This is a genomic window from Dyella solisilvae, from assembly GCF_003351225.1.
Lineage (GTDB): Bacteria > Pseudomonadota > Gammaproteobacteria > Xanthomonadales > Rhodanobacteraceae > Dyella > Dyella solisilvae.
Window position 1 is genome coordinate 1,050,013 of record NZ_QQSY01000001.1, and the last position, 21,003, is coordinate 1,071,015.

The window sequence follows — 21,003 nt, forward strand, 5'->3', positions numbered from 1 at the left end:
TCGGAACCTGATAAAAGATCGTGGATTATGCCACGCGCACCCGGGCCCTGCATGCGTCACAAGGCCCGCTCCGGCGGGGTTTTGGCGGCGCAGGTAGCGGATTCCAAGTGCCTCGACCCGAAAGGCGCGCCGAAGGTTCCCCCTGCCTTCATTTCCCCGTTCGGCTGACAGCCGGATTCCGGCGCCATTCCGGACCCCGGCATCCCGCCGGATCCCCCCGTCCCGCGAGGGCCCATGCGGCGCCCGCCAGGCGCCGCCCCCAGCCTACGGCCGGATGGCTGACGAAATGCCGCGCCCCTCCCCCTCGGGGCTCAGGCCACCACCCCGCCCTGCCGGCGGGCATAGAACTCGGCCACGAAGTCGTCGAGGCGACCCGCGGCGATCGCCTCCCGCAACCCGGCCATCAGGCGCTGGTAGTGCCGCAGGTTGTGCATGGTGGCGAGCTGGCTGCCCAGGATCTCGTTGCAGCGGTCCAGGTGGCGCAGGTAGGCGCGACTGAAGCCGTTGCTGCAGGCATAGCAGTCGCAGCCTTCTTCGATTACCCGGGTATCGAGGGCGAACTTCGCGTTGCGGATGCGCAGCGTGCCCTCGGCGGTGAACAGGAAGCCATTGCGCGCGTTGCGGGTGGGCATCACGCAATCAAACATGTCGACGCCGCGACGCACCGCCTCCACGATGTCTTCCGGACGCCCGACGCCCATCAAGTAGCGCGGCTTGTCGGTCGGCAGCAATGGCAGGGTGAAATCCAGCGTGTGGTTGCGCTCGGCCTCCGGCTCGCCAACGGCGAGGCCGCCCACGGCATAGCCGTCGAAGCCGATGTTCACCAGCCCTTCGGCCGAACGGCGACGCAGGTTTTCGTACACGCTGCCCTGCACGATGCCGAACAGCGCATTGGGGTTCTTGAGGTCGTCGAATGCGCGGCGCGAGCGTTCCGCCCAGCGCAGGCTAAGTTCCATCGAGGTGGACGCGACCTTCTCGGTGGCCGGGTACGGCGTGCACTCGTCGAAGATCATGGCGATGTCCGAGTCGAGCACCTTCTGGATGCGCATCGACTCTTCCGGCGACAGGAACACCTTGGAACCGTCCACCGGCGAGGCAAAGGCCACGCCCTCCTCGGTGATCTTGCGCTTGTGCGCCAGCGAGAACACCTGGAAGCCGCCCGAGTCGGTAAGGATGGGTTTGTCCCAGCCAATGAACTTGTGCAGGCCACCGAACTGCTCCACGACCTCCAGACCAGGTCGCAGGAACAGGTGGAAGGTGTTGCCCAGGATGATCTCGGCGCCGATCTCGCGGATGTCCCGCGGGGTCATCGCCTTCACCGAGCCATAGGTGCCTACCGGCATGAACGCCGGCGTTTCCACCGTGCCGCGATCAAAGGTCAGGCGGCCGCGTCGGGCCGCGCCATCGGTGGCCTGGAGTTCGAAAGTCAGGGAAGTCATCGGGGAATTATCGCGTGTTCCGGGATTTGGTGCTTTGGGAGGGGCCACCCGAGGCTTTTGCTCCGTCTCCCCTGCCAGCGACCCGAAGGTATCCCCTGCAGGAGAGAGGGCTGGGGCATGGCTACCTTTACGGCGGCGAGGGGCCACTCTCGCTCCGCGCTTATTTTCTACGGCGCGGAGCTTGGGTTCACCCATACCCCCCGACAGCCGTCGTCCCTGCGAAGGCAGGGACCCAGTGACTATCGCTCTGATTTGGCGTGACCGAGTTCGGGCTCGCCTGCAGCGGGATCGCTCATTCAAGAGCAAAAGTCAAAGACGCTGGATCCCAGCCTACGCTGGGATGACGGTCTAGGAAGGCGCCCGTAATCACCGTGCCTCGCGCTCCGCCCTACGTTCGCGGGATGAGGTCTTAGGAAGAGTTTTCGCCGAAATGCCCAGGCGAAAACCTGAAGTGAACAGCCGCCTACTCGCCCCGCGGCAAAATCAGCATCGCATCGCCATACGAGAAGAAACGGTACTTCTGCTCCACCGCATGCCGATACGACTCCAGCATGAACTCCCTCCCCGCCAGCGCCGATACCAGCATCAGCAGGGTCGATTGCGGCAGGTGGAAGTTGGTCAGCAGGCCATCGATGCTGCTGAAGCGATAGCCGGGAAAGATGAAGATCTGCGTTTCACCTGCGAACGGCTGCAGCTGGCCGTCGCGGCTGGCGCTTTCCAGCGCACGCACCACGGTGGTGCCCACCGCGAACACCCGGCCGCCCGCAGCGCGCGTACGGCGCACCTGCTCCACCAGACTGGCGCCCACGTTGAGCCATTCGCGATGCATCTGGTGATCCTTGAGGTCGTCCGCGCGCACCGGCTGGAAGGTGCCGGCGCCGACGTGCAAGGTCACATAACCAAACTGGATGCCACGCTCGCGCAACGTCGCCAGCGTGGCCTCGTCGAAATGCAGGCCCGCCGTCGGCGCCGCGACCGCGCCCGGTTCGCGCGCGAACACGGTCTGGTAGCGCTCCATGTCGCTGGCGTCGGCGTGACGCTCGATGTACGGCGGCAATGGCATCTCGCCAAGGCGCAGCAGCAGCCGTTCCAGCGGATCGGGCGATTCGAAGCGCAGGCGGAAGAACGAACCGTCGCGGCCAAGCACCACGGCATGGGTCCCGTCCGCCAGCTCGATGCGGCCACCCTCCTTGGGTTTCTTGCTGACACCGAGCTGCACGATCGCCTCGTACGCCCCGGTGACGCGTTCGATCAGGATCTCCACGGCGCCACCGGTGTCCTTGCGTCCGTGCAGGCGCGCCGGCAACACGCGTGTGTCGTTGAACACCAACAGGTCGCCTTCGCGCAGATACTCCGGCAGGTCGCGGAACATCCGGTCCTGGCGCGCCTGCGTCTCCACGTCAAGCACCAGCAGTCGGCTGGCCGAGCGCTCGGCCAGCGGGGCCTGTGCGATCAGTTCGGGAGGCAGTTGAAAGTCGAAATCGGTCTTCTTCACGGCGGGAATTGGGGCGTCGAATACGCCATTATCGCCCAAAGCGTCCGGCGGGGCTGGAAAAGCGACAGCCGTCCCAAACAGCGGCTGTCGCCGAGCCTCAGCCCTTCACGCACGGCGCCTGCCGCGACGAATGCACGATGCCGACCAGATCGCTCGGCGGCGGATAGCACCAGCATGCCGCAGGCGCGCGGTCCTTCGTGGTGTACCAATGATCCTCAGCCACGCCGCCCACGTGTGCACTGCGCAACCGAACCCTAGTGCGGGCGGGCGGACTCGATATGCAACGCGGCAGTCCCGTCACAGCGCAGCCAGCCGATGCCCAGTTGCCGCCCCGCCCGCAACAGGCCGCCCTGCGCGCGCTGAAGGAAGAGTCCCTGCTCGGTGCGCTCCAGCTCGTAACCGTTGGCGCCGTCGGCCACGCTGCAGTGAGCCTCCAGTCGTATCAGCGCGGGGAGCGGCACGTCGGCGTTGCCGGTGTTGATCAACACCAGGTCGCGCAAGGACGAACGACGGGCGTTGCGCACCTGGGCCAGCAGTGACATGCGCAGCGGTTCGTGCGCCAGCACGGCGCGCCAAGTGGCCATGCTCCAGGCCCGTGCGTCGTCATCGGTCGGCAGGCGGGACCACACGATGCCCGCCAGCCCCGACGGAGCGTCTGCCTGCAGGCCGGCGACGAAACCCTGCATGGCCAGCGGATCGGCGAACAGTTCATGCGCCGCCGCGCCACCGATCGGCGCAGGCTGCTCGCTCCCGACCGCATCCGTCTGCCCCTCGGTGCTCCAAGCCACCCGCGCCCCGTAGGCCGGCAACGCGACCCGCCAGGGCTTGTGCACGCGACGTGCGAACTCGCTGATCCACGTGTGGACCTGGCGGGGCTCGAACAGTCCGACACCCGGCGATTGCACGGCATGGACCTGCAGCACGGGCTCATCCACGAGCGCCAACACGTGATCCAGCTCGGCGCTGTCCATCCAGGTGGGCAAGGCGGTGATGGAAAGTTCCATACCCGTTCCGAGCAGCGGACGCAGCGCGGCCAGGAAGTGCGCGTAGGCCGGCAGTCGCGAGGCTGCGCAGTCGTAGTCGATTTCGACGCCAACCAGCGACAGTTCGTGCTGCCGCCAATCGGCCAACAGGGACTGCACGCCGGCGAGCAGGCCATGCTCGTCCCACTGGGCCGGCTGGTCCTCGATGCGAACCACCGCCACCAGCGGCTTGCCACTGGCGGCCAGCACGCCCCAGTCGGGGCGCATCAGCCGCCACTGGCCCCGCTCGTCCACTTCGGCCGCCAGCACCCGCCAGTCGCGCACGACGTCGTTGCTCGCGCGAATGGCGTCGTCCAGCGCCGGGGTCCACTGGACCTGCCACACGTAGGCATCGTTGGCGAGCGCCTCGTGTCTCGACGAACAGCCCCAGGCCAGCAGCAAGGCGAGCATGGCCAGGAGCGCGGGCAGCAGACGGCGCGGATGCAGCATCGACGATGGCAAGGCGGTGCTCGCAAACGGGAGCGGTGTGCCTATTGCACTCCATTGCAGGCGCACTGGCTATAAGACATTGCCCGTGTCAGCCCAGCTACAGCCAGCCTTTCTGCCGGGCCAGCCGATAGGCTTCGATCCGGTTGGCCGCGCCCAGCTTGCCGATGGCCTCGGAAAGGTAGTTGCGCACCGTGCCATGCGAGAGGTTGAGCTGGCTGGCGATGTCGTTGGCGGACTGGCCTTCGCCTGCCAGCCGCAGCACCTGGCGTTCGCGGTCGTTGAGCGGATCAGCCTCGGACCAGGCTTCCAGCGCCAGTTGCGGATCGATGGCGCGACCGCCGCGATGAACCATGCGCAAGGCCTCGGCGAGATTTTCGGCCGGCGCATCCTTGAGCAGGTAGCCGGACACGCCGGCATCGAGCGCGCGCCTGAGGAAACCCGGGCGCGCGAAGGTGGTCACGATGATCACCTTCATCGGCAACTCGTGCCGCTGGATGCGCTGGGCCAGCTCCAGTCCCGTGAGCCCGGGCATTTCGATATCCGTCACCAGCACGTCCGGCTTCAGGCGTTGCAGCTCGCGCCACGCGGCCTCGCCATCCGCAGCCGAGCCCAGCACCTCGATGTCCGATTCGAGGTTGAGCAGCGCGGAAAGCGCGCCGCGCACCATCGCCTGATCTTCGGCCAGAAGTACCCGGATCATGCGGCGCTCCTGCTGCCGGTGTCGAGGCACGTCTCGCTGCACACGTCCGTCACCGGCAACGGCGCCTGCATGCGCAGCACGGTGCCTTTGCGAGGCGGCGAGTCGATCTGCAGGCTGCCGCCGAGTGCGCGGATGCGTTCACGCATGCCACTGACGCCGTTGCCGTGCGCGGTCAGTCCGCCGCATCCGTTGTCGCTGATCTGCATCTGGATGCTGTCCTTGTCCAGGGAAATGGCCACGCTGGCGGTGCTGGCGCGTGCGTGGCGGTGGATATTGGTGATCGCCTCGCGCAACACCAGCGCCAGCGACGCCTCGAACTGCGGAGGCAAGTGCAGGTCAGGCGACAGCTCACCGCTGAAGCCGAGGCCCGACGCCTCCAGCATGAGCCGCGCCGACACCAGCTCGGCCGCCAGGTCGCTGCGACGCATGCCGGTGACCGCGGCGCGCACCTCGCCCAGGGCATGGCGCGCCACGCGCTCGACTTCTTCCATCTCCCGTTGCGCGCGCGGCGGATCGACCAGCGCCAGCTTGCGCGCCAATTCCGACTTCAGCGTCACCAGCGACAGCGTATGGCCAAGCAGATCGTGCAGGTCGCGGCCGATGCGCTCGCGCTCAGCCAGCGTGGCCAGGCGACGGACCTCCTCCTGCGAGAGGCGCAATTGCGCATCGCGGCGGTGGTTGTTGAGGCGAAGGAAATGCCCGAAACCCGAAAAGATCGCGACGAACGCCACCATCAACATCAGCCAGGGCGAGACATGCAGGTGTTGCGACAACAGCGCCGTCGGAATGGTCACCAGCACGATCGACAGCAGCCAGCGGCGCGCCGACGACTGGTAGGCCAGGCACATGCAGGCCGACACCACATAGCCCAGCGCGACGCCATTGAAGGGCCACACCAGGAGTCCAAGCAGCGCCATGCCTGCGGCATACCAGGTCAGGCGCCTGTACGGACCGGTATAGACCTTCATGTGCAGATACATGTAGACCGGGGCCGAGAGCAACGTCGGGAGCAGCCACGTGGTCCACACGGCATTCCTGTCGACCAGCGGCCCGACCAGCAGGGCTACCACCCACACCAGGTTCGCCACCGCCTCCCAGCGCAGGTAGTTGGGCGAGCCCAGCCGGCTCAGCAGCGAATCGGGATGAAGTTTCATCCAGCGCCTCATGTCGCGTGCCGCTCCTGCGGCGTCCAGTGCGCGGCTTCAGCCTGGGTGGCCGCGCCCTCCGCTTCATGGTTCTCCCACGACAAAGTGCGTGCGCGCAGCGGCACGCTGATCACCAGGCGTGTGCCCTGCCCGGGCGGCGACACCAGCTCGAGGCTGCCGCCCAGCGCGCGCACCCGTTCGTGCATGCCGCACAAACCGTTGCCCTGGCTGCTGACGCCGCCACGACCGTTGTCCTCAATCGTCAGTCGCAGCACCTGGTTGACCACGCTGGTGGATACCCGCGCCTGGGTGGCCCGTGAATGGCGCGCGATGTTCGTCACCGCCTCGCGCAACACCAGGGCGAGGCCGCGCTCCACTTCCAGCGGCAGCGACGACGGCAGCTCGTTGCAGTCGAACGACACGGCGGAAGATTCGAGCATCAGTCGCGCCGCCGCCAGTTCGGCGGCAAGGTCGGTGGCGCGGATGCCACTGACCGCCGAGCGCACTTCGGACAACGCGTGCCGCGCCACCTTCTCGGCCTCCTCCACCTCGCGCCGCGCCGCCTCGCTGTCGCGATCGAACAACTTGCGCGACAGCTCCAGCTTCAGCGTGATCAGCGACAACGTGTGACCCAGCAAGTCATGCAGGTCGCGGCCGATGCGCTCGCGCTCGGCCAACGCCGCCAGGCGACGCACCTCGTCGTGCGACAGTCGCAGTTCGGCGTCCTTTTCGTCGCTCAGGCGCTCGGCATGCACGGCGAGGCCGACGATGGCTGAGGTGACGGGTATCCATATCACTGCCTGCCACACGTAATGGAGCTGCCACACCACGACCATGCAGATCGCGTTGAGCAGCAGCAGCACGCCCATGTAGCTCCGCAGGCTCATGCGGCAACCGCGCAGCATGATCGTGCCGTACATGAAGTAGGTCAGCGCACTTGGGTACCACGGCAACAACACAAAGGCCATCGCCACCAGGGCCAGCGCGTAGCGGTAGCTGTGGCGTCGCGAATCCAGACAACAGCGGGCATACAGCAACAGGAAGACCGGATAGGACACCAGCGTGAGCAGAGCCCAGCGCAGCGTGTAGTGATCGAACATCGGCGTGATGAAGACCCACACCGACCACAGCAGGTGCACGGCGTCCACCCACGGGGACTTGCCCTTGCGCACGCTGCCCGCCACCAGGGAGTCCGGCGCAGGGGTAAACCACGTTCGTAGCCACTGGCGCAAAGCACCTACCTCCCCGCGGATCTGTCGTCCATCCTGCATGCTACTTCAACCCATGCGACGCAGACGTCGCGACGCCAGCAGAAAGAACGCCACCGTATAGGCCGCCAGCACGAGCAGGTGCGACGTCACTCCCGCGTGGCCCAGCCCCAGTGCGCCGAGCGCCAGTTGCTGCAGGTGCGCGCTGGGCCAGAGCGGGGCGATCCGCTGCAGCGCGGCCGGCAGCAATGGCAGCGGCACCCACAGGCCAGACAGGAACGACATGGGGAGGTAAATGAGGTTGAGCACGCCGGGGGCGCCCTGCCCTTTCACCAGCGTGCCGACGAACATGCCCAGCGCGCAGAATGGCAGCACGCCCAGCATGCCGGTCAGCAGCAGGCGGCCGGCTTGGCCGGCGCTCACCGCGACATGCGCCAACCCGACCGCCAGGGCGAGCAGCAGCACGATCACCACGCCAGCCGCCAGCATGGCCATCAGCATCTTTCCCAGCAGATAGGCGCCGGGCGGCATCGGCAGCGCGCGCTTGAGGATCAGCAGGCCGTTCTCGCGCTCGGCCGCCAGCGACACGCCAAAGCCGAACAGCCCCGGGCTCATCACGCCGAATACGCCGTAGCTGGCGAGTAGATAGCGCGCCGTGTCGGCGCCGGAGCCGTGGTTCATCACGATGCCGAACAGCAGGTAGAACATGCTCGGGAACAGCATCACCGGCAACATGAAGCCGGGCGAGCGCAGATAGCGCAGGCATTCGCTGCGCGCCTCGGCGGCGTAGGCGCCCAGGGTCCGTCGCCAGGGCATGCGGCCTGCCGAGGGCGTCAAAGAGGCGGCGACGGGAATGGCGTTCATCAGGCGGCCTCCTGCTCGGTCGTGGAATCCCGGGTGATCTCACTGAACGCTTCAGCAAGCCCGGCGCGCAGCACCTCCAGTTCCGCCAGCGCGGGATCGGCGTCCAACAGGCGCCGCACCACCTGTTCGGCGGCGTCGGTGCGCACCAGCAGATAGCCGCGATCACGCTCAGCCATGGCTACCTGTGGCCAGCCCGCGACGGCATCGGCATCCAGATCGGTGACGCAACGAATGCGCGCTTGCGACACGCGCGAACGCAAGGCATCCACGCTGCCATCGCTGAGCATGCGACCCTTGGCGAGCACCACCACGCGCTGCGCCAGCGCCTCGGCCTCCTCCAGGTAGTGCGTGGTGAGCACGACGGCGCAGCCTTCGGCGACCAACTGGCGAATGGACGTCCATAACTTCTGCCGCGCGTCGACGTCCATGCCCACGGTCGGCTCGTCCAGGAACAACAGTTCCGGGCGCCCACACACCGCCATGGCGAACTGCACGCGACGCTGCTGGCCACTGGACAACTTCGTGTAGCGACGCCCAAGCAGATCGCCAACGCCCGCCATCGACACCGTTTCCTCCAGCGCCCGCGGCGCCGGGTAATAACTCATGGTGAGCCGCAGCAACTCGGCGACCGTGAGCGTGGAAGGAAGGAACGCCGCTTGCAGCATCACGCCAATGCGCCGCCGCGCGGCAAGGTCCTGCGGATCGACACCGAAGAGTTCGACCCGGCCGGCATCGGCGCGCACCAGCCCCAGCAGCAGTGCGATGGTGGTGCTTTTGCCGGCGCCGTTGGGCCCCAGCAGGGCGACCAGTTCGCCGCGGTGCAACATGAGATCCAGGCCATCCAGCGCGGTCACGGCGCCGTACCGTTTGACCGCTCCCGCAAGGCCTGCGACAACCGTAGCGTGCTTGTTCATGGGCCCTCCTTGTTGCCTGCCATGCTAGGCGCCCCAAGGCTTTGCCCGCAGTCGCCAGCGTCAGCCTCCCGAGGTGACAAGCGTCACCCGGGGTACCGGCGGCCAAATCGCCGCGCTATGCTCGGGTGGTCGTTGCATTGCCACATCCGCAATGGATCGCAGTGCGACACGGCCCCCACAGGCCAGGAAAACACGGCTTCTTCACGTGTTTCCGCCACCCACTTGTTGACACGTCGACGTACATGCCATCGGGACGGCAGGCACGTCGACCTTGAAGGAGGAAATCATGGGCGTGATTGAACAGCTGCGCGAACTGCGCGAATTCGGCGGTGCACCGCTGACCACCGGACTGGACGACGCCACCATCGAGCGTTTCGCCGCCGGCTATCCTGAGCTGGTGCAGGCGATCGCCGAGGCGGTCGCGCGTCATCGCGAGCTGCGCGCGGAGCTGGGTGATTTCCTCAAGCTGGATGAGACAGAACAGCTGACCCGGGCGCAGGAGGAGTTCGTCAACTTCTATCCGGACGATGCGATCAACCCGTACTTGCCGGCCGCGGCGCGCGGCCCGTGGGTGGTCAGCCTCAAGGGCGCCGTGATCCACGACAACGGCGGCTACGGCATGCTCGGCTTCGGCCACAACCATGCCGCGATCGACGCCGCGCTGGCGCGTCCGCAGGTGATGGCCAACGTGATGACGCCAAGCATCTCGCAGATGCGCTTCACCCGCGCCATGGACCGCGAGCTCGGCCGCCATCGCGGCGCCAACCCGTACGTGCGCTACCTGTGCCTGAACTCCGGTTCCGAGGCGGTGGGCCTGGCTTGCCGCGTTGCCGACGTCAACGCCAAGCTGATGACGGATACCGGCGCGCGCCATGCCGGCCGCACCATCAAGCGCCTGGCGGTGAAGGGCGCCTTCCACGGCCGCACCGACCGGCCGGCGCTGTATTCCGATTCCACCCGCAAGACCTACCTGCAGCACCTCGCCAGCTACCGCCACGAGGACACGCTGATCACTGTGCAGCCCTACGACATCGCGCAGCTTGAAGCGGTGTTCGCCGATGCGGACAAGCACGGCTGGTTTATCGAGGCGATGTTCCTCGAACCGGTGATGGGCGAAGGCGATCCGGGCCGTGCGGTGACGCCGGAGTTCTACCAGAAGGCCCGCGCGCTCACCGAAGCGCACGGCACCCTGCTGCTGGTCGATTCCATCCAGGCGGGCCTGCGTGCGCACGGCGTGCTCTCGGTCACCGACTACCCCGGCTTTGAAAAGCTGGCGCCGCCGGACATGGAGACCTTCTCCAAGGCGCTCAACGCCGGCCAGTACCCGCTGTCCGTGCTGGCGGTCAATCAGCGCACCGCCGACCTGTACCGCAAGGGCATCTACGGCAACACCATGACCGCCAATCCGCGCTCGCTCGACGTGGCGCTGGCCACGCTTGAGCAGCTCACCGACGAGGTGCGCAGCAACATCCGCGAGCGCGGCAAGGAGTTCGTGGACAAGCTCAATGCGCTGAAGAACGAGCTCGGCGGACTGATCACCAAGGTGCAGGGCACCGGCCTGCTGTTCTCGTGCGAGCTGTCGAGCGAATTCAAGTGCTACGGCGCCGGCTCCATCGAGGAGTACATGCGCGAACGCGGCGTGGGCGTGATCCACGGCGGCACAAACTCGCTGCGCTTCACCCCGCACTTCCTGGTGACCAGCGCGGAGGTGGACCTGGTGGTGTCGCACGTGCGCCAGGCCCTGCTGCAGGGCCCGCGCAAGCTCAAGGCCGAAGCCGCCTGAGCCAGCCGGAAGAAACCCCTCGAGACCGGGCCCGCACTACCGGCCCGGCTCGAGGCGATTCCCCCTAGGACCCTGCACCAACAAGCCGCCCCTGGGCGGCTTCATTGTTCCAGCGCCCGGGCCAGCCGGCGCAGCCAGCGCACCAGGCGCGCGCGCCAGGTAATGGCCGGCCAGCCCGCGATGGCCTGATGGAAGCGGCGCTGCAGTTCGTCCTCGCAGAACGCGCACGACACGCCGAAATAGAGGATCTCGACCTCGCTCAGGCGTCTGGCGCAGGTGACGCAATGCGATGCCGTCCCCGGCTTGATCGCCTCTTCCAGCAGCGCGGACAGCACGTCCGCCGGATCATCCAGCTCGAGGAAGCCCCCCGGCGCCACATCCAGAAAGTGCCGCTTGCCGGCGCCATTCCCGGGTGGCTGGGCATCCCGGCGGCCCTTCGCAAGGGTTTCGCGCGCCGCGATGCCGATCGCATCACCACAGCTTTCAATGCTCATCACCTTCCCCGAAGGCTCTGCTCGTTGAAATCACGCTGACTGCCTGGTTCTGCTGGAGCCAGAGGCTAATGCCTTCGCGGCGCTGGCCGAATCATCCATTTGGATGATGGCGGCCTCCTCCGGATCGCGTGCTAATGGGCCCCGCCCAAGCCGTTACTGCGGGAGGACGGATGCGTCGAGCCCCGATCGAGCGCCTGCTCCATGCGCTGTACACGGCTGACCTGCATTCACTGGACCTGACGCAGTTCCTGCTGGAACTGGAACGGGCCTTCCGCTCTCCCGTCATCGCCCTGCACATTCACGACCCGGCTCATGGCCGTGGGAAGCTCAACCTCGCCTTCGGCGCGCCGCCTGAACTACCCGAACGCTACGAGGAGCTGGCGCCCGAACACCTGTGGCTGCAACGCGGCGCCTCGCGCCTGCTGGCCGAAGGGGTCGTCGACGACCGCGAGCTGGCCACCGAACACGAATTGCAGTCGTCACGTTTCTACGCCGAGCTGTTGGCGCCTGCGGGCATTCGCCACGGCATGGCGTTTTGCCTGCACCACAACCGCACTGGGCACGTCACGGTGCTGTCGCTCAATCGCGGCCGTCGCGCCGGCAGCTACAGCCATGAGGAAAGCAAGCTCGCCAAGACCCTGCTGCCTCACTTGCGCAACGTCTACGCTCTGCACCAGCGGCTGAGCTGGGCCGACTCGCTCGCGCAAGGGTTGCGGCAGGCGCTGGATCGCATGTCCGAAGCGGTGGTGCTGCTCGATGGCCATGGCCGAACGGTCTACGCCAATGAGGCGGCAACGCGCGTAGCCGGCGCCGGTGGCGCCTTGCGCATCGACCAGGGCATCCCGCATGCCACGTGGAAGCCGGACGAGCGCCCGCTAAGCCAGCTCATCGCACAGGCATGCAGCGCCGACGCCGTCGAGCCCTGCACGCTGCGCCTGCATGACGCCCGCGGCAGGATCGCCAGTGTCGTCAAGGCTTGCCCGGTTCCACCGGCGGTGGCCTCGTCATGGTCGGAGACGGGCATCCGCGCCATGCTGTTCGTGCGCGATGCGGTCCAGCCCCGCCCCGGCCCCGCCAATCTGGTCGCCACCTGGGGCTTCACGCCGAGCGAGGCGGAACTCGCCTGGGGGCTGATGAGCGGTTACTCGCTGAAGGAGCTCGCCCTCGCCGGCCGGGTGTCGAAGAACACCGTGCGCACGCAGCTGCGCGCCCTGTTCGCCAAGACCGGTACGGGCCGCCAGGCCGACCTCGTCCGCGTACTGCTGCAGCTGACACCGAACTGACCGAGCGCCGGCTAAACACGCACTCCGGGGTGACCACGACGACACTCCCGCCTGCCCGGAGCGAGGCATAGACTGGGTTGGCCGGCACTCGCCGGTCATCCAGGAGGGTACCCGCATGTCTTCGCGTCTGAGCCTGATGGTCGCCAGCCTCGCGCTGGCCTTCGCCGCCTCCACCGCGTTTGCCACACCGCAGGCTGCCTCCACCACGGCGCCCGCCAAGAACTCGCAGCAGCAACGCATGACCGACTGCAACAAGCAGGCGACCGGCAAGACCGGCGACGAGCGCAAGGCGTTCATGAGCAGCTGCCTGAAGGGTGAAGAAGCTGCCCCGGCCAAGATGACCCAGCAGGAAAAGATGAAGGCCTGCAACGCCGATCCGCAGGCCAAGAGCCTGAAGGGCGACGCCCGCAAGCAGTTCATGAGCAGCTGTCTGAAGGGCGATGCCGCCCCGGCCGCCGCGCACTGATCGCAAGGTGGACCGTGAGGGCGCCAGCCCGGCTGGCGCCCTTTCTTATGCGCGGTTAAGCGTGCGCCCGTAGACTGTGCCGCTCACTCCTCCAGGGATTCACCGCCGACATGCGCCTCTAAGCCACTCGCCTGCCAACTGATCGCTCCCTCTGCGGGACGCGTCATGTCTGGCCACGAGTGACAGGGCGGTCGACATCCCACTGCGCGCGCTACGCGCCGGCCCCCTGTCGTATGCCACTCCCTTCCGGAGGGTCGATGACAGCCATAGCCATACATATCCACCAACTCGGCTTTGCCCCGGCTGGCCGTGATCCTGTGTTCGCCGACCTCGAGGCCTCCATCGCCTGCGACAGCCACGCCTTGGTCGGACGCAACGGCAGCGGCAAATCGCTGCTCGGCCAGCTCCTGGCCGGTCGCCTGGCGCCTACCCACGGCCAGTTGATTCGTCACGTCGAGCTCGGCTACCTGCCGCAACGACTGCCCGCGTTCAGCGGCAGCATCGCCGAGGCGCTCGGCGTCCACCAAAAGCTCAATGCATTGCGCCGCATCGAAGCCGGCAGCGTGGACCCGGCGGACTTCGAAACACTCGCGGACGATTGGGCCATCGGCGAGCGTTGCAGCCGCTGGCTAGCCGATGCGGGTGTGTCCGATGCGCTCGCGCGTCCGTGGGAAAGCCTCAGCGGCGGCGAACGCATTCGCCTGCAGCTGACTCGCCTGTTCGAGTCCGCCGATCGTTTCCTGATCCTGGACGAGCCGGGCAACCATCTGGACCAGCGCAACCGCCGCTGGCTGCGCGAACGCCTGCATGCACACGCTGGCGGCTACCTGCTGATCAGCCATGATCGCGACCTGCTCGCCGATGCAGGGAACATCCACGAATTGTCGACGCTGGGGCTGCGGCGCTACGGTGGCGGTTACGACACCTATGCCACGCGTCGCGATGCCGAAACGCAGGCGGCCGAGCGACAACTGGATCAGGCACGTCGCGAACTGCGCGCGCTGGACCAACGTCAACGCAAGGAGCAGGAACGCCTCGCGAAGCGACAGCACAAGGCCGATCGCGAACGGGCCAACGCCAATATGCCGACCATCCTCCTGGATCGGCGCAAGCAGCGTTCCGAGGATACCCAGGCACGCCTGCACACCGCCCAGCGGCTACAGCACGCCAGGTTGCGCGAGCAAGTCGGCGATGCCCGCGCGCGTGTCGAAGCACATCGCACGCAGCGCTTCGACTTTGGCGCGCTCGCCGCCACGCCCTCCGTACTGCATCTGGACGGTGTCGTGCCGCCGCATGGGCATCGTGAGCCGATCAATCTCCATCTCGCTTCCGGTCAACGCCTGTTCGTGGGCGGAGACAACGGCAGCGGCAAGTCGAGCCTGCTGGCCGCCGTGATGGGGCGTGTTGCGCCCCGCGCCGGACGCATACGGCGAGGCAAAAAGGTGTTGCTCATCGATCAGCACTACAGCCTGCTGCGCGACCAACAGAGCGCGCTGGATAACCTCCGCGCACTCTCGCCTGGCCACTCCGTTACGCGCTATCGCGAGTATCTGGCGGGCATCGGCCTGCAGCGTGAGCGCGCGCAACTGCCCGTGTCGTGCCTGAGCGGCGGCGAACGCGTGAAGCTGGCCCTGCTGGTGCTGGACAGTGCGCTGGAGCCCTACGACCTTCTGCTACTGGACGAACCCGACAGCCATCTCGACCTGGATAGCCGACGCGTGCTCGAACAGGCACTGGCCGACTATCGCGGTTCGCTGGTGCTGGTCAGCCATGATCCGCAGCTCGTTGCACACGCGGGCATCGACCAGCAGCTGCATCTGAAGAAACCCTAGGGCGACACTGATTAAGTCTCGCCGTCGTCCCACGGGGACTAGCTTCGCGTCGTCACCCGTCCTGTCTGTTCGCAGGGCACAGGGCCGTTGGTGCACGCGGGGAGCGGCCATGGATGGCCGCAGCTTTGAGGAGCGAGGAAGGCAGACTGGCCGTCTGTCGAACCAGCGGACCGAAGACCTGCGGACGGACAGGACGGGCCCCGGCATCTGGAATTCAAAGTGATGAGGTGATGCCTGGAAGGCCGCCCGGCGGCGCCGCGCGGCTTGGCAAGACGGCCAGTCTTGCCGGCGCCACGCGACACCGCCGGTCAGCCTTCAAGGCATCATGACGACGGCGAGACTTAATCAGTGTCGCCCTTGCTCCCCGCCGCCACGCGCTGTGGGTGACAATCAAGCGACTTGGCTCCCGGGCACTCCCATGAAGATCGTCGAAGTCCGCCACCCGCTGATCCAGCACAAGCTGGGCCTGATGCGCCGCGCTGGCATCAGTACCAAGGAGTTCCGCGAACTGGCCTCCGAGGTCGCCGCCCTGCTCACCTACGAGGCCACCAAGGACCTGGAGACGGTGGAGCAAGCCATCGACGGCTGGGCCGGACCGCTCACCGTTCACCAGATCAAGGGCAAGAAGATCACCATCGTGCCCATCCTGCGCGCGGGGCTGGGCATGCTGCCTGGCGTGCTCGACCTGATTCCCGCCGCCAAGGTCGGCGTGGTTGGCCTGCAGCGCGATGAGCAGACGCTGCAACCGGTCGCGTATTACGAAAAGCTCACCGGCCGCATGGACGAGCGCATCGCGCTGATCGTCGACCCCATGCTGGCCACCGCCGGCACGCTGGTGGCGACGGTGGACATGCTCAAGGCAGCGGGCTGCAAGCGCATCAAGGGATTGTTCCTGGTCGCGGCGCCGGAAGGCCTCAAGCGCATCGAGGCGGCCCACCCCGACGTAGAGATCTACACCGCAGCCATCGACGAGCGGCTCAACGAACACGGCTACATCCTGCCCGGCCTGGGCGATGCCGGCGACAAGATCTTCGGCACCAAACCATTGGCCGCAGACTGACGAGATTCCGCATCACCATCATGGCCGCGTTCACGGGACCTGCGCGACGCACAGGGAACGCTCCGAAGCGCCCGAAAGGGTGGGCGCAGCGAATCATCCAGCGCCGCCGATGCCCCAACGGCGCAGATGGCAAAGCCCGGCCATGGCCGGTGCGACGAGTAACAATCCAGGCCCCGCCATGCGCGGGGCTTCGTTTTTGTGTTTGCGAACCGCAGCACACAAGTCATCGATCCGACATCTTGCCGTGGCATCTTTCACGCGCTTCTTCGCCCACCCAAAAGCACCATAACAATCTGTTTTAAAAATACTTTTTTTGAATTTGCAGCTAAAGTTGCAACCCGGTGAGCCGACAACTGCTGCAGTCTCCTCACCTAGATTTTCCCATGCTGATACGACCGAACTGGATCCTCACCTTGACCCTGCGCCGGCGCCTGCTGCTGCGCTTGCTGTCGATCCTGGTGCTGTTGGTGGTGATGGGCGCCGCCGGCCTGCTGCAGCTGCAGCGTTCCGACACTCGCATTAAGGGTCTGGTCGAAGGCTCGCTCAGCCCGGTCGCCGACGTGGGACGTGTGCAGAACGACTACAACAGCAGCCTGCAGGCACTGGTGCACGCCGTGCTGTCCCAGCTGCCATCCGCGGTGGATGACGCGCATACGCGCATCCATGCCGACCGCGTCGATGCCGAACGCCACTGGAAGACGCTGCTCGGCGCCGAGCTGGCGCAGGAGCAGGCCCAGACGCTGAAGCTCACCGCCACTCATCGCGCCGAAGCCGACCGCACCATCGACGAGACGCTGGCCCTGCTCGACGCCGGCCAGTTCGATCTCGGCAGCCTGAAGCTCAGCACCGAAGTGCAGCCCGCGTACGAGCCTCTGCAGAGCGACTTCGCCAACCTGTTCCAGGCGGCGCTGGCCAAGGGCAACGCGCAGGTGCAGACCCAGCAACAGGCCGACCGACAGGGCATGGTGCTGCTGCTTGCGCTACTGGTCGCCGCCTTGCTGGGCTCCATCGCGCTGGACAGCGCGCTGATACGCAGCCTGATGCAGCGGCTGCGACTCGCCACCCAGGTGGCCGAACGCATCGCCGCCGGCCGGCTCGGCGAGCCGGTCGATGCAGGCGTCAACGACGAGCTGGGACGACTGTTGCGCGCACTCGCCTCGATGGATGAGCAGCTCGCCCGCGTGCTCGCCCAGGTGCGCGTGAGCGCACGTTCGGTGGATGGACGCGCACACCATCTGTCACGCGACAACCACGCGCTCAGCGAGCGTACGCAGACGCAGGCCGCCGGCCTCGAGGAAACGGCAGCGTCGATGGAGCAGATGGCCGCCACCGCTGTGCAAGGCGCCGGCCATGCGGATGGCGCCGCCCAGGCCGCCCGCGACGCACTCGGCCATGCCGAACAGGGCCGCCATGTCGCCGGTGAAGCACTCGGCGCCATGCATGCCATCCAGCAGGCCAGCCGCGACATCAACGAGATTGTCGACCTGGTCGACAGCATCGCCTTCCAGACCAATCTGCTTTCGCTCAATGCCGCCATCGAGGCGGCGCAGGCCGGCGAGCACGGGCGCGGCTTCGCCGTGGTCGCCAACGAAGTGCGGCAGCTGGCCCGCCGCTGCGTGGAGGCTGGGCGCGACATTCGTCGCCTGATCTCCGCCAGTGGCGAGGCGGTGGAGCAGGCGCGCGGCAAGGTGGCGCTGTCGGGCGAATCGCTGGATGGCATCGTGCAGAGCGTGGCGCGCGTTTCCCGACTGGTGGCGCAGATCTCCGATGCCGGCCAGGCGCAGGTCAACGGCATCCGCCAGATCAACCGCACCGTGAGTGAGATCGACCGCATCACGCAGGCCAACGCCGGCCTGGTGGACGACATCAACGCCACCGGCGAAGCGCTCACCAGCGACGCCGAGGCGCTGATGCGCCAGGTGGCTTTCTTCCGTCTTCCCGGTGAACCGGAAGATTCACGCGGGCAAGCGCATGACGCGCCGCCTTCACCAGCAGTGACGCAAGAACGAAGGGTCGCCCAAGCGGCCTGAATCGAATCCAGGGCATGTCCGCCAACCTCGCCTACCACTACGCCCCCAAAGCCATGCTTGAGCGCGCACTCGCCGCCGGAAGTCTGAACGCAGTCTTCCAGCCCGTGGTGCGGCTCGACACACTCGAGGTCGTCGCGCACGAGGGACTGAGCCGTTGCGCCTTCATGCCTGGCAACTTCTCGATCCTCGACCTGCTCGACCTGGCCCGCATGGAGGGGCGGCTGGCCGAGGTGGAGCTGCATGCAGCGCGCACGGTCTGCGGGACATTCGGACGCGTGGGCGGGCCAGGCCGGCTGCTGGTGAACCTGAGCGCGCACGCCATCCTCAACGATGTACTGCGGCCCGACGAAGTGCTGGCCGCGCTCGATGCCAGCGGCCTGGATCCTGCCCGCGTCACCATCGAAGTGACCGAGCGCGACGTGGTGGAAAACCCGGCGCGCCTGGCGCATGCGCTCGGCTACCTGCGCGCGCACGGGGTGCGCATCGCGCTCGACGATTTCGGCAACGGCCACTCCAACTTCGAGATGTGGAACGAGATCCACCCCGACGTGGTGAAGATCGACCGCTACCTCGTGCATGGCCTGTCGCGCAGCGCCGGACGCCTGGCCATCGTGCGATCGCTGTGCCAGGTGGCCGAAACGCTAGGCACCGACCTCGTGGGCGAAGGTGTCGAGGATCCGGCCGATCTGCGCGTGCTGCGCGATCTCGGCATTCCGTATGCACAGGGTTTCCTGATCGGCCGCCCCGCGCCCGATCCGGTCAACGAGGCCAGCGCCGAGGCGCGACAGCTGCTGCGTGCCCCGGCGGTGTCGGTGCTGCCGCGCCCGCGCGGTCCGGTCACCCAGCGACCGACCCAGGTCAGCCACTTGCTGATCGAAGCCCCTGCGGTCGATCCGCGCCAGACCAACGAGGAAGTGATGGCGCTGTTCATCGGCCATCCGGACCTGCACGCGGTGGCCGTGGTGCGGGACGGCCAGCCGATCGGCCTGGTCAACCGACGCCTGATGAACGAGCGCATGGCCCAGCCGTTCGCGCGCGAACTGCTGGCGCGCAAGTCATGCACGGCGCTGATGAATGGGGCGCCGCTGGTGTGCGACGAACATCGCAGCCTGGAGAGCCTTTCCGATGTGCTGCGTGGCGAGGACCAGCGCTACCTGGCGGACGGCTTCATCGTCACCCGCGGCGGTCTCTACCTCGGCCTTGGCACCGGCGAAGCATTGGTGCGACGCGTGAGCGAGCTGCGCATCGAGGCCGCCCGCCACGCCAATCCGCTGACCTTCCTGCCCGGCAACATCCCGACCACCGAACATCTGGAGCGCCTGCTCGACGGCGGTGAGCGCTTCGCGGTGGTGCACGTGGATCTCACCGACTTCAAGCCCTTCAACGACCACTACGGCTACTCGCACGGCGACGAGATGATCCGTCTCCTGTCGGGCCTGCTGAGCGAGCACGTCGACCCCGCGCTGGATTTCATCGGCCACATCGGCGGCGACGACTTCGTGGTGCTGTTCCAGAGCACGGACTGGGAGGCGCGCTGCCAGCGCACCATCGACGCCTTCAACGCGCGCTCGCCGCAGCTGTTCGATGCCGTCGACCTCGCGCATGGCGGCCTGAGCGGCAAGGATCGCCGTGGCGAGCCGCAGTTCTTCCCCTGCACCACGGTGGTGATGGGCGCTGTCGAACTGACGCCGCCGTTGCCGCAACGCGCGCCACCGATCGCCACCCTCGCCGCGCGCGCCAAGCGCCACGCCAAGCGCGCCGGCATGGGCCTGCATGTGTTTGCACGCGCGGCGACGTCGATCGCCTGAGCCCTTGCGCGGCCTGCCAAGGCAGGCCACGCGGACGCTGTTTCAGTTCAACCGCGGAAGCGGTCGGTCGCCTGCACCAGCTCGGAGATGTTGCCCGGCTCGAAGGCCGAATGGCCCGCGTCCTGAACGATGCGAAGATCGGCCTCCGGCCAGGCGCGATGCAGGTCCCATGCACTGCGCATCGGGCACACCACGTCGTAGCGTCCCTGCACTATCACGGCCGGGATCTTACGGATGCGCTCCACGTTGCGCAGCAGCTGGTCGTCATGTTCGAAGAAGCCGCCGTGCACGAAGTAGTGGCATTCGATGCGCGCGAAGGCCAGTGCGAACTCGTCCTGGCCGCTGGACTCGATGTGGCCGGGATCCTGCCACAGGTAACTGGTCGCGCCCTCCCACACCGACCAAGCGCGGGCGGCATTCACGCGCACGTGCGGATCGCTGCTGGTGAGGCGGCGGTAGTAGGCGCTCATCAGGTCGCCACGCTCGGCTTCCGGGATCGCGTGCAGGTACGGCTCCCACGCGTCCGGGTAAAGCGCGTCGCAGCCCTTCTGGTAGAACCATTCCAGTTCCCAGCGGCGCAGCATGAAGATGCCGCGCAACACCAGCTCGGTCACCTGCTCGGGATGGGTCTGCGCATAGGCAAGCGCGAGCGTCGAGCCCCACGAGCCGCCAAACACCTGCCAGCGATCGATGCCCAGGTGGGTGCGGATGCGCTCGATGTCGTTGACCAGGTGCCAGGTGGTGTTGTCCTTCAGCTCCGCATGCGGCGTGGACTGACCGCAGCCGCGCTGGTCGAACAGCACGATTCGGTACACCGCCGGATCGAAGAAGCGCCGGCACTTCGGGTTGGTGCCGCCGCCCGGGCCGCCATGCAGGAACACCACCGGCTTGCCGTTCGGGTTGCCGCTCTGCTCGTAGTACAGGGTGTGCAGGTCCGAGACCTTCAGCATGCCGCTGTCGTAAGGCTCGATCTCCGGATACAGCGTGCGTAGCGGCGTAGACATGCTCGT

The 21,003-nt window shown here is 67.0% G+C and carries 17 protein-coding genes; 7 read left to right on the top strand and 10 right to left on the bottom strand.

Annotated features, from left to right (window positions below):
- Positions 1-311: 311 nt before the first annotated feature.
- The 8 genes from tgt to DVT68_RS04665 form a co-directional block, all read right to left on the bottom strand.
- Positions 312-1,439, bottom strand: a complete 1,128-nt coding sequence (gene tgt / locus DVT68_RS04630) for a tRNA guanosine(34) transglycosylase Tgt (RefSeq protein ID WP_114823840.1) — start codon at positions 1,437-1,439, stop codon at positions 312-314.
- Positions 1,440-1,902: 463 nt separating this feature from the next.
- Complete coding sequence (gene queA, locus DVT68_RS04635; protein WP_114823841.1) at positions 1,903-2,934, bottom strand: tRNA preQ1(34) S-adenosylmethionine ribosyltransferase-isomerase QueA; 1,032 nt, start codon at positions 2,932-2,934, stop codon at positions 1,903-1,905.
- A gap of 254 nt (positions 2,935-3,188) precedes the next feature.
- Positions 3,189-4,418, bottom strand: a complete 1,230-nt coding sequence (locus tag DVT68_RS04640; protein WP_233523343.1) for a DUF3142 domain-containing protein — start codon at positions 4,416-4,418, stop codon at positions 3,189-3,191.
- A gap of 85 nt (positions 4,419-4,503) precedes the next feature.
- The gene (locus tag DVT68_RS04645) at positions 4,504-5,106 is read right to left on the bottom strand and encodes a response regulator transcription factor (protein ID WP_114823842.1); all 603 of its coding nucleotides are present in this window, start codon (positions 5,104-5,106) and stop codon (positions 4,504-4,506) included.
- Complete coding sequence (locus tag DVT68_RS04650; RefSeq protein ID WP_233523344.1) at positions 5,103-6,260, bottom strand: sensor histidine kinase; 1,158 nt, start codon at positions 6,258-6,260, stop codon at positions 5,103-5,105. The genes DVT68_RS04645 and DVT68_RS04650 overlap by 4 nt, the downstream gene beginning before the upstream one ends.
- Positions 6,261-6,268: 8 nt before the next feature.
- Complete coding sequence (locus DVT68_RS04655) at positions 6,269-7,522, bottom strand: sensor histidine kinase (RefSeq protein WP_114823844.1); 1,254 nt, start codon at positions 7,520-7,522, stop codon at positions 6,269-6,271.
- A gap of 6 nt (positions 7,523-7,528) precedes the next feature.
- Positions 7,529-8,323 carry an ABC transporter permease gene (locus DVT68_RS04660; protein ID WP_233523346.1) on the bottom strand — a complete coding sequence of 265 codons (795 nt, stop codon included), beginning with the start codon at positions 8,321-8,323 and terminating at the stop codon, positions 7,529-7,531.
- Positions 8,323-9,237: an ABC transporter ATP-binding protein gene (locus DVT68_RS04665; RefSeq protein ID WP_114823845.1), complete on the bottom strand. Its 915-nt coding sequence runs from the start codon at positions 9,235-9,237 to the stop codon at positions 8,323-8,325. Before DVT68_RS04665 ends, DVT68_RS04660 begins: the two co-directional genes overlap by 1 nt.
- A gap of 286 nt (positions 9,238-9,523) precedes the next feature.
- Here DVT68_RS04665 and DVT68_RS04670 point away from each other — a divergent pair, with 286 nt between their 5' ends.
- Positions 9,524-11,020, top strand: coding sequence for an aminotransferase class III-fold pyridoxal phosphate-dependent enzyme (locus tag DVT68_RS04670; protein WP_114823846.1), 1,497 nt, complete (start codon positions 9,524-9,526; stop codon positions 11,018-11,020).
- A 101-nt stretch (positions 11,021-11,121) separates the two neighbouring features.
- On the opposite strand, the gene DVT68_RS04675 is transcribed toward DVT68_RS04670, so the two are convergent.
- On the bottom strand, positions 11,122-11,514 hold the full coding sequence (locus DVT68_RS04675) for a hypothetical protein (RefSeq protein ID WP_114823847.1): 393 nt from the start codon (positions 11,512-11,514) through the stop codon (positions 11,122-11,124).
- Between the two features lie 170 nt (positions 11,515-11,684).
- Here DVT68_RS04675 and DVT68_RS04680 point away from each other — a divergent pair, with 170 nt between their 5' ends.
- From DVT68_RS04680 to DVT68_RS04705, 6 genes are all read left to right on the top strand, one after another.
- Positions 11,685-12,797 (top strand): helix-turn-helix transcriptional regulator, encoded by a 1,113-nt coding sequence (locus DVT68_RS04680; protein ID WP_114823848.1) that lies wholly within the window; start codon positions 11,685-11,687, stop codon positions 12,795-12,797.
- Positions 12,798-12,912: 115 nt separating this feature from the next.
- Complete coding sequence (locus DVT68_RS04685) at positions 12,913-13,263, top strand: PsiF family protein (protein ID WP_114823849.1); 351 nt, start codon at positions 12,913-12,915, stop codon at positions 13,261-13,263.
- A gap of 257 nt (positions 13,264-13,520) precedes the next feature.
- The gene (locus DVT68_RS04690) at positions 13,521-15,095 is read left to right on the top strand and encodes an ATP-binding cassette domain-containing protein (protein ID WP_158543453.1); all 1,575 of its coding nucleotides are present in this window, start codon (positions 13,521-13,523) and stop codon (positions 15,093-15,095) included.
- 418 nt (positions 15,096-15,513) lie between these two features.
- The gene (upp, locus tag DVT68_RS04695; RefSeq protein WP_114823851.1) at positions 15,514-16,155 is read left to right on the top strand and encodes a uracil phosphoribosyltransferase; all 642 of its coding nucleotides are present in this window, start codon (positions 15,514-15,516) and stop codon (positions 16,153-16,155) included.
- A 383-nt stretch (positions 16,156-16,538) separates the two neighbouring features.
- Positions 16,539-18,185 (top strand): methyl-accepting chemotaxis protein, encoded by a 1,647-nt coding sequence (locus DVT68_RS04700; protein ID WP_114823852.1) that lies wholly within the window; start codon positions 16,539-16,541, stop codon positions 18,183-18,185.
- Between the two features lie 14 nt (positions 18,186-18,199).
- Positions 18,200-19,993 carry an EAL domain-containing protein gene (locus DVT68_RS04705; RefSeq protein ID WP_114823853.1) on the top strand — a complete coding sequence of 598 codons (1,794 nt, stop codon included), beginning with the start codon at positions 18,200-18,202 and terminating at the stop codon, positions 19,991-19,993.
- A 47-nt stretch (positions 19,994-20,040) separates the two neighbouring features.
- Here DVT68_RS04705 and pip read toward each other — a convergent pair whose 3' ends face one another.
- The gene (gene pip, locus DVT68_RS04710; RefSeq protein WP_114823854.1) at positions 20,041-20,997 is read right to left on the bottom strand and encodes a prolyl aminopeptidase; all 957 of its coding nucleotides are present in this window, start codon (positions 20,995-20,997) and stop codon (positions 20,041-20,043) included.
- Positions 20,998-21,003 lie beyond the last annotated feature (6 nt).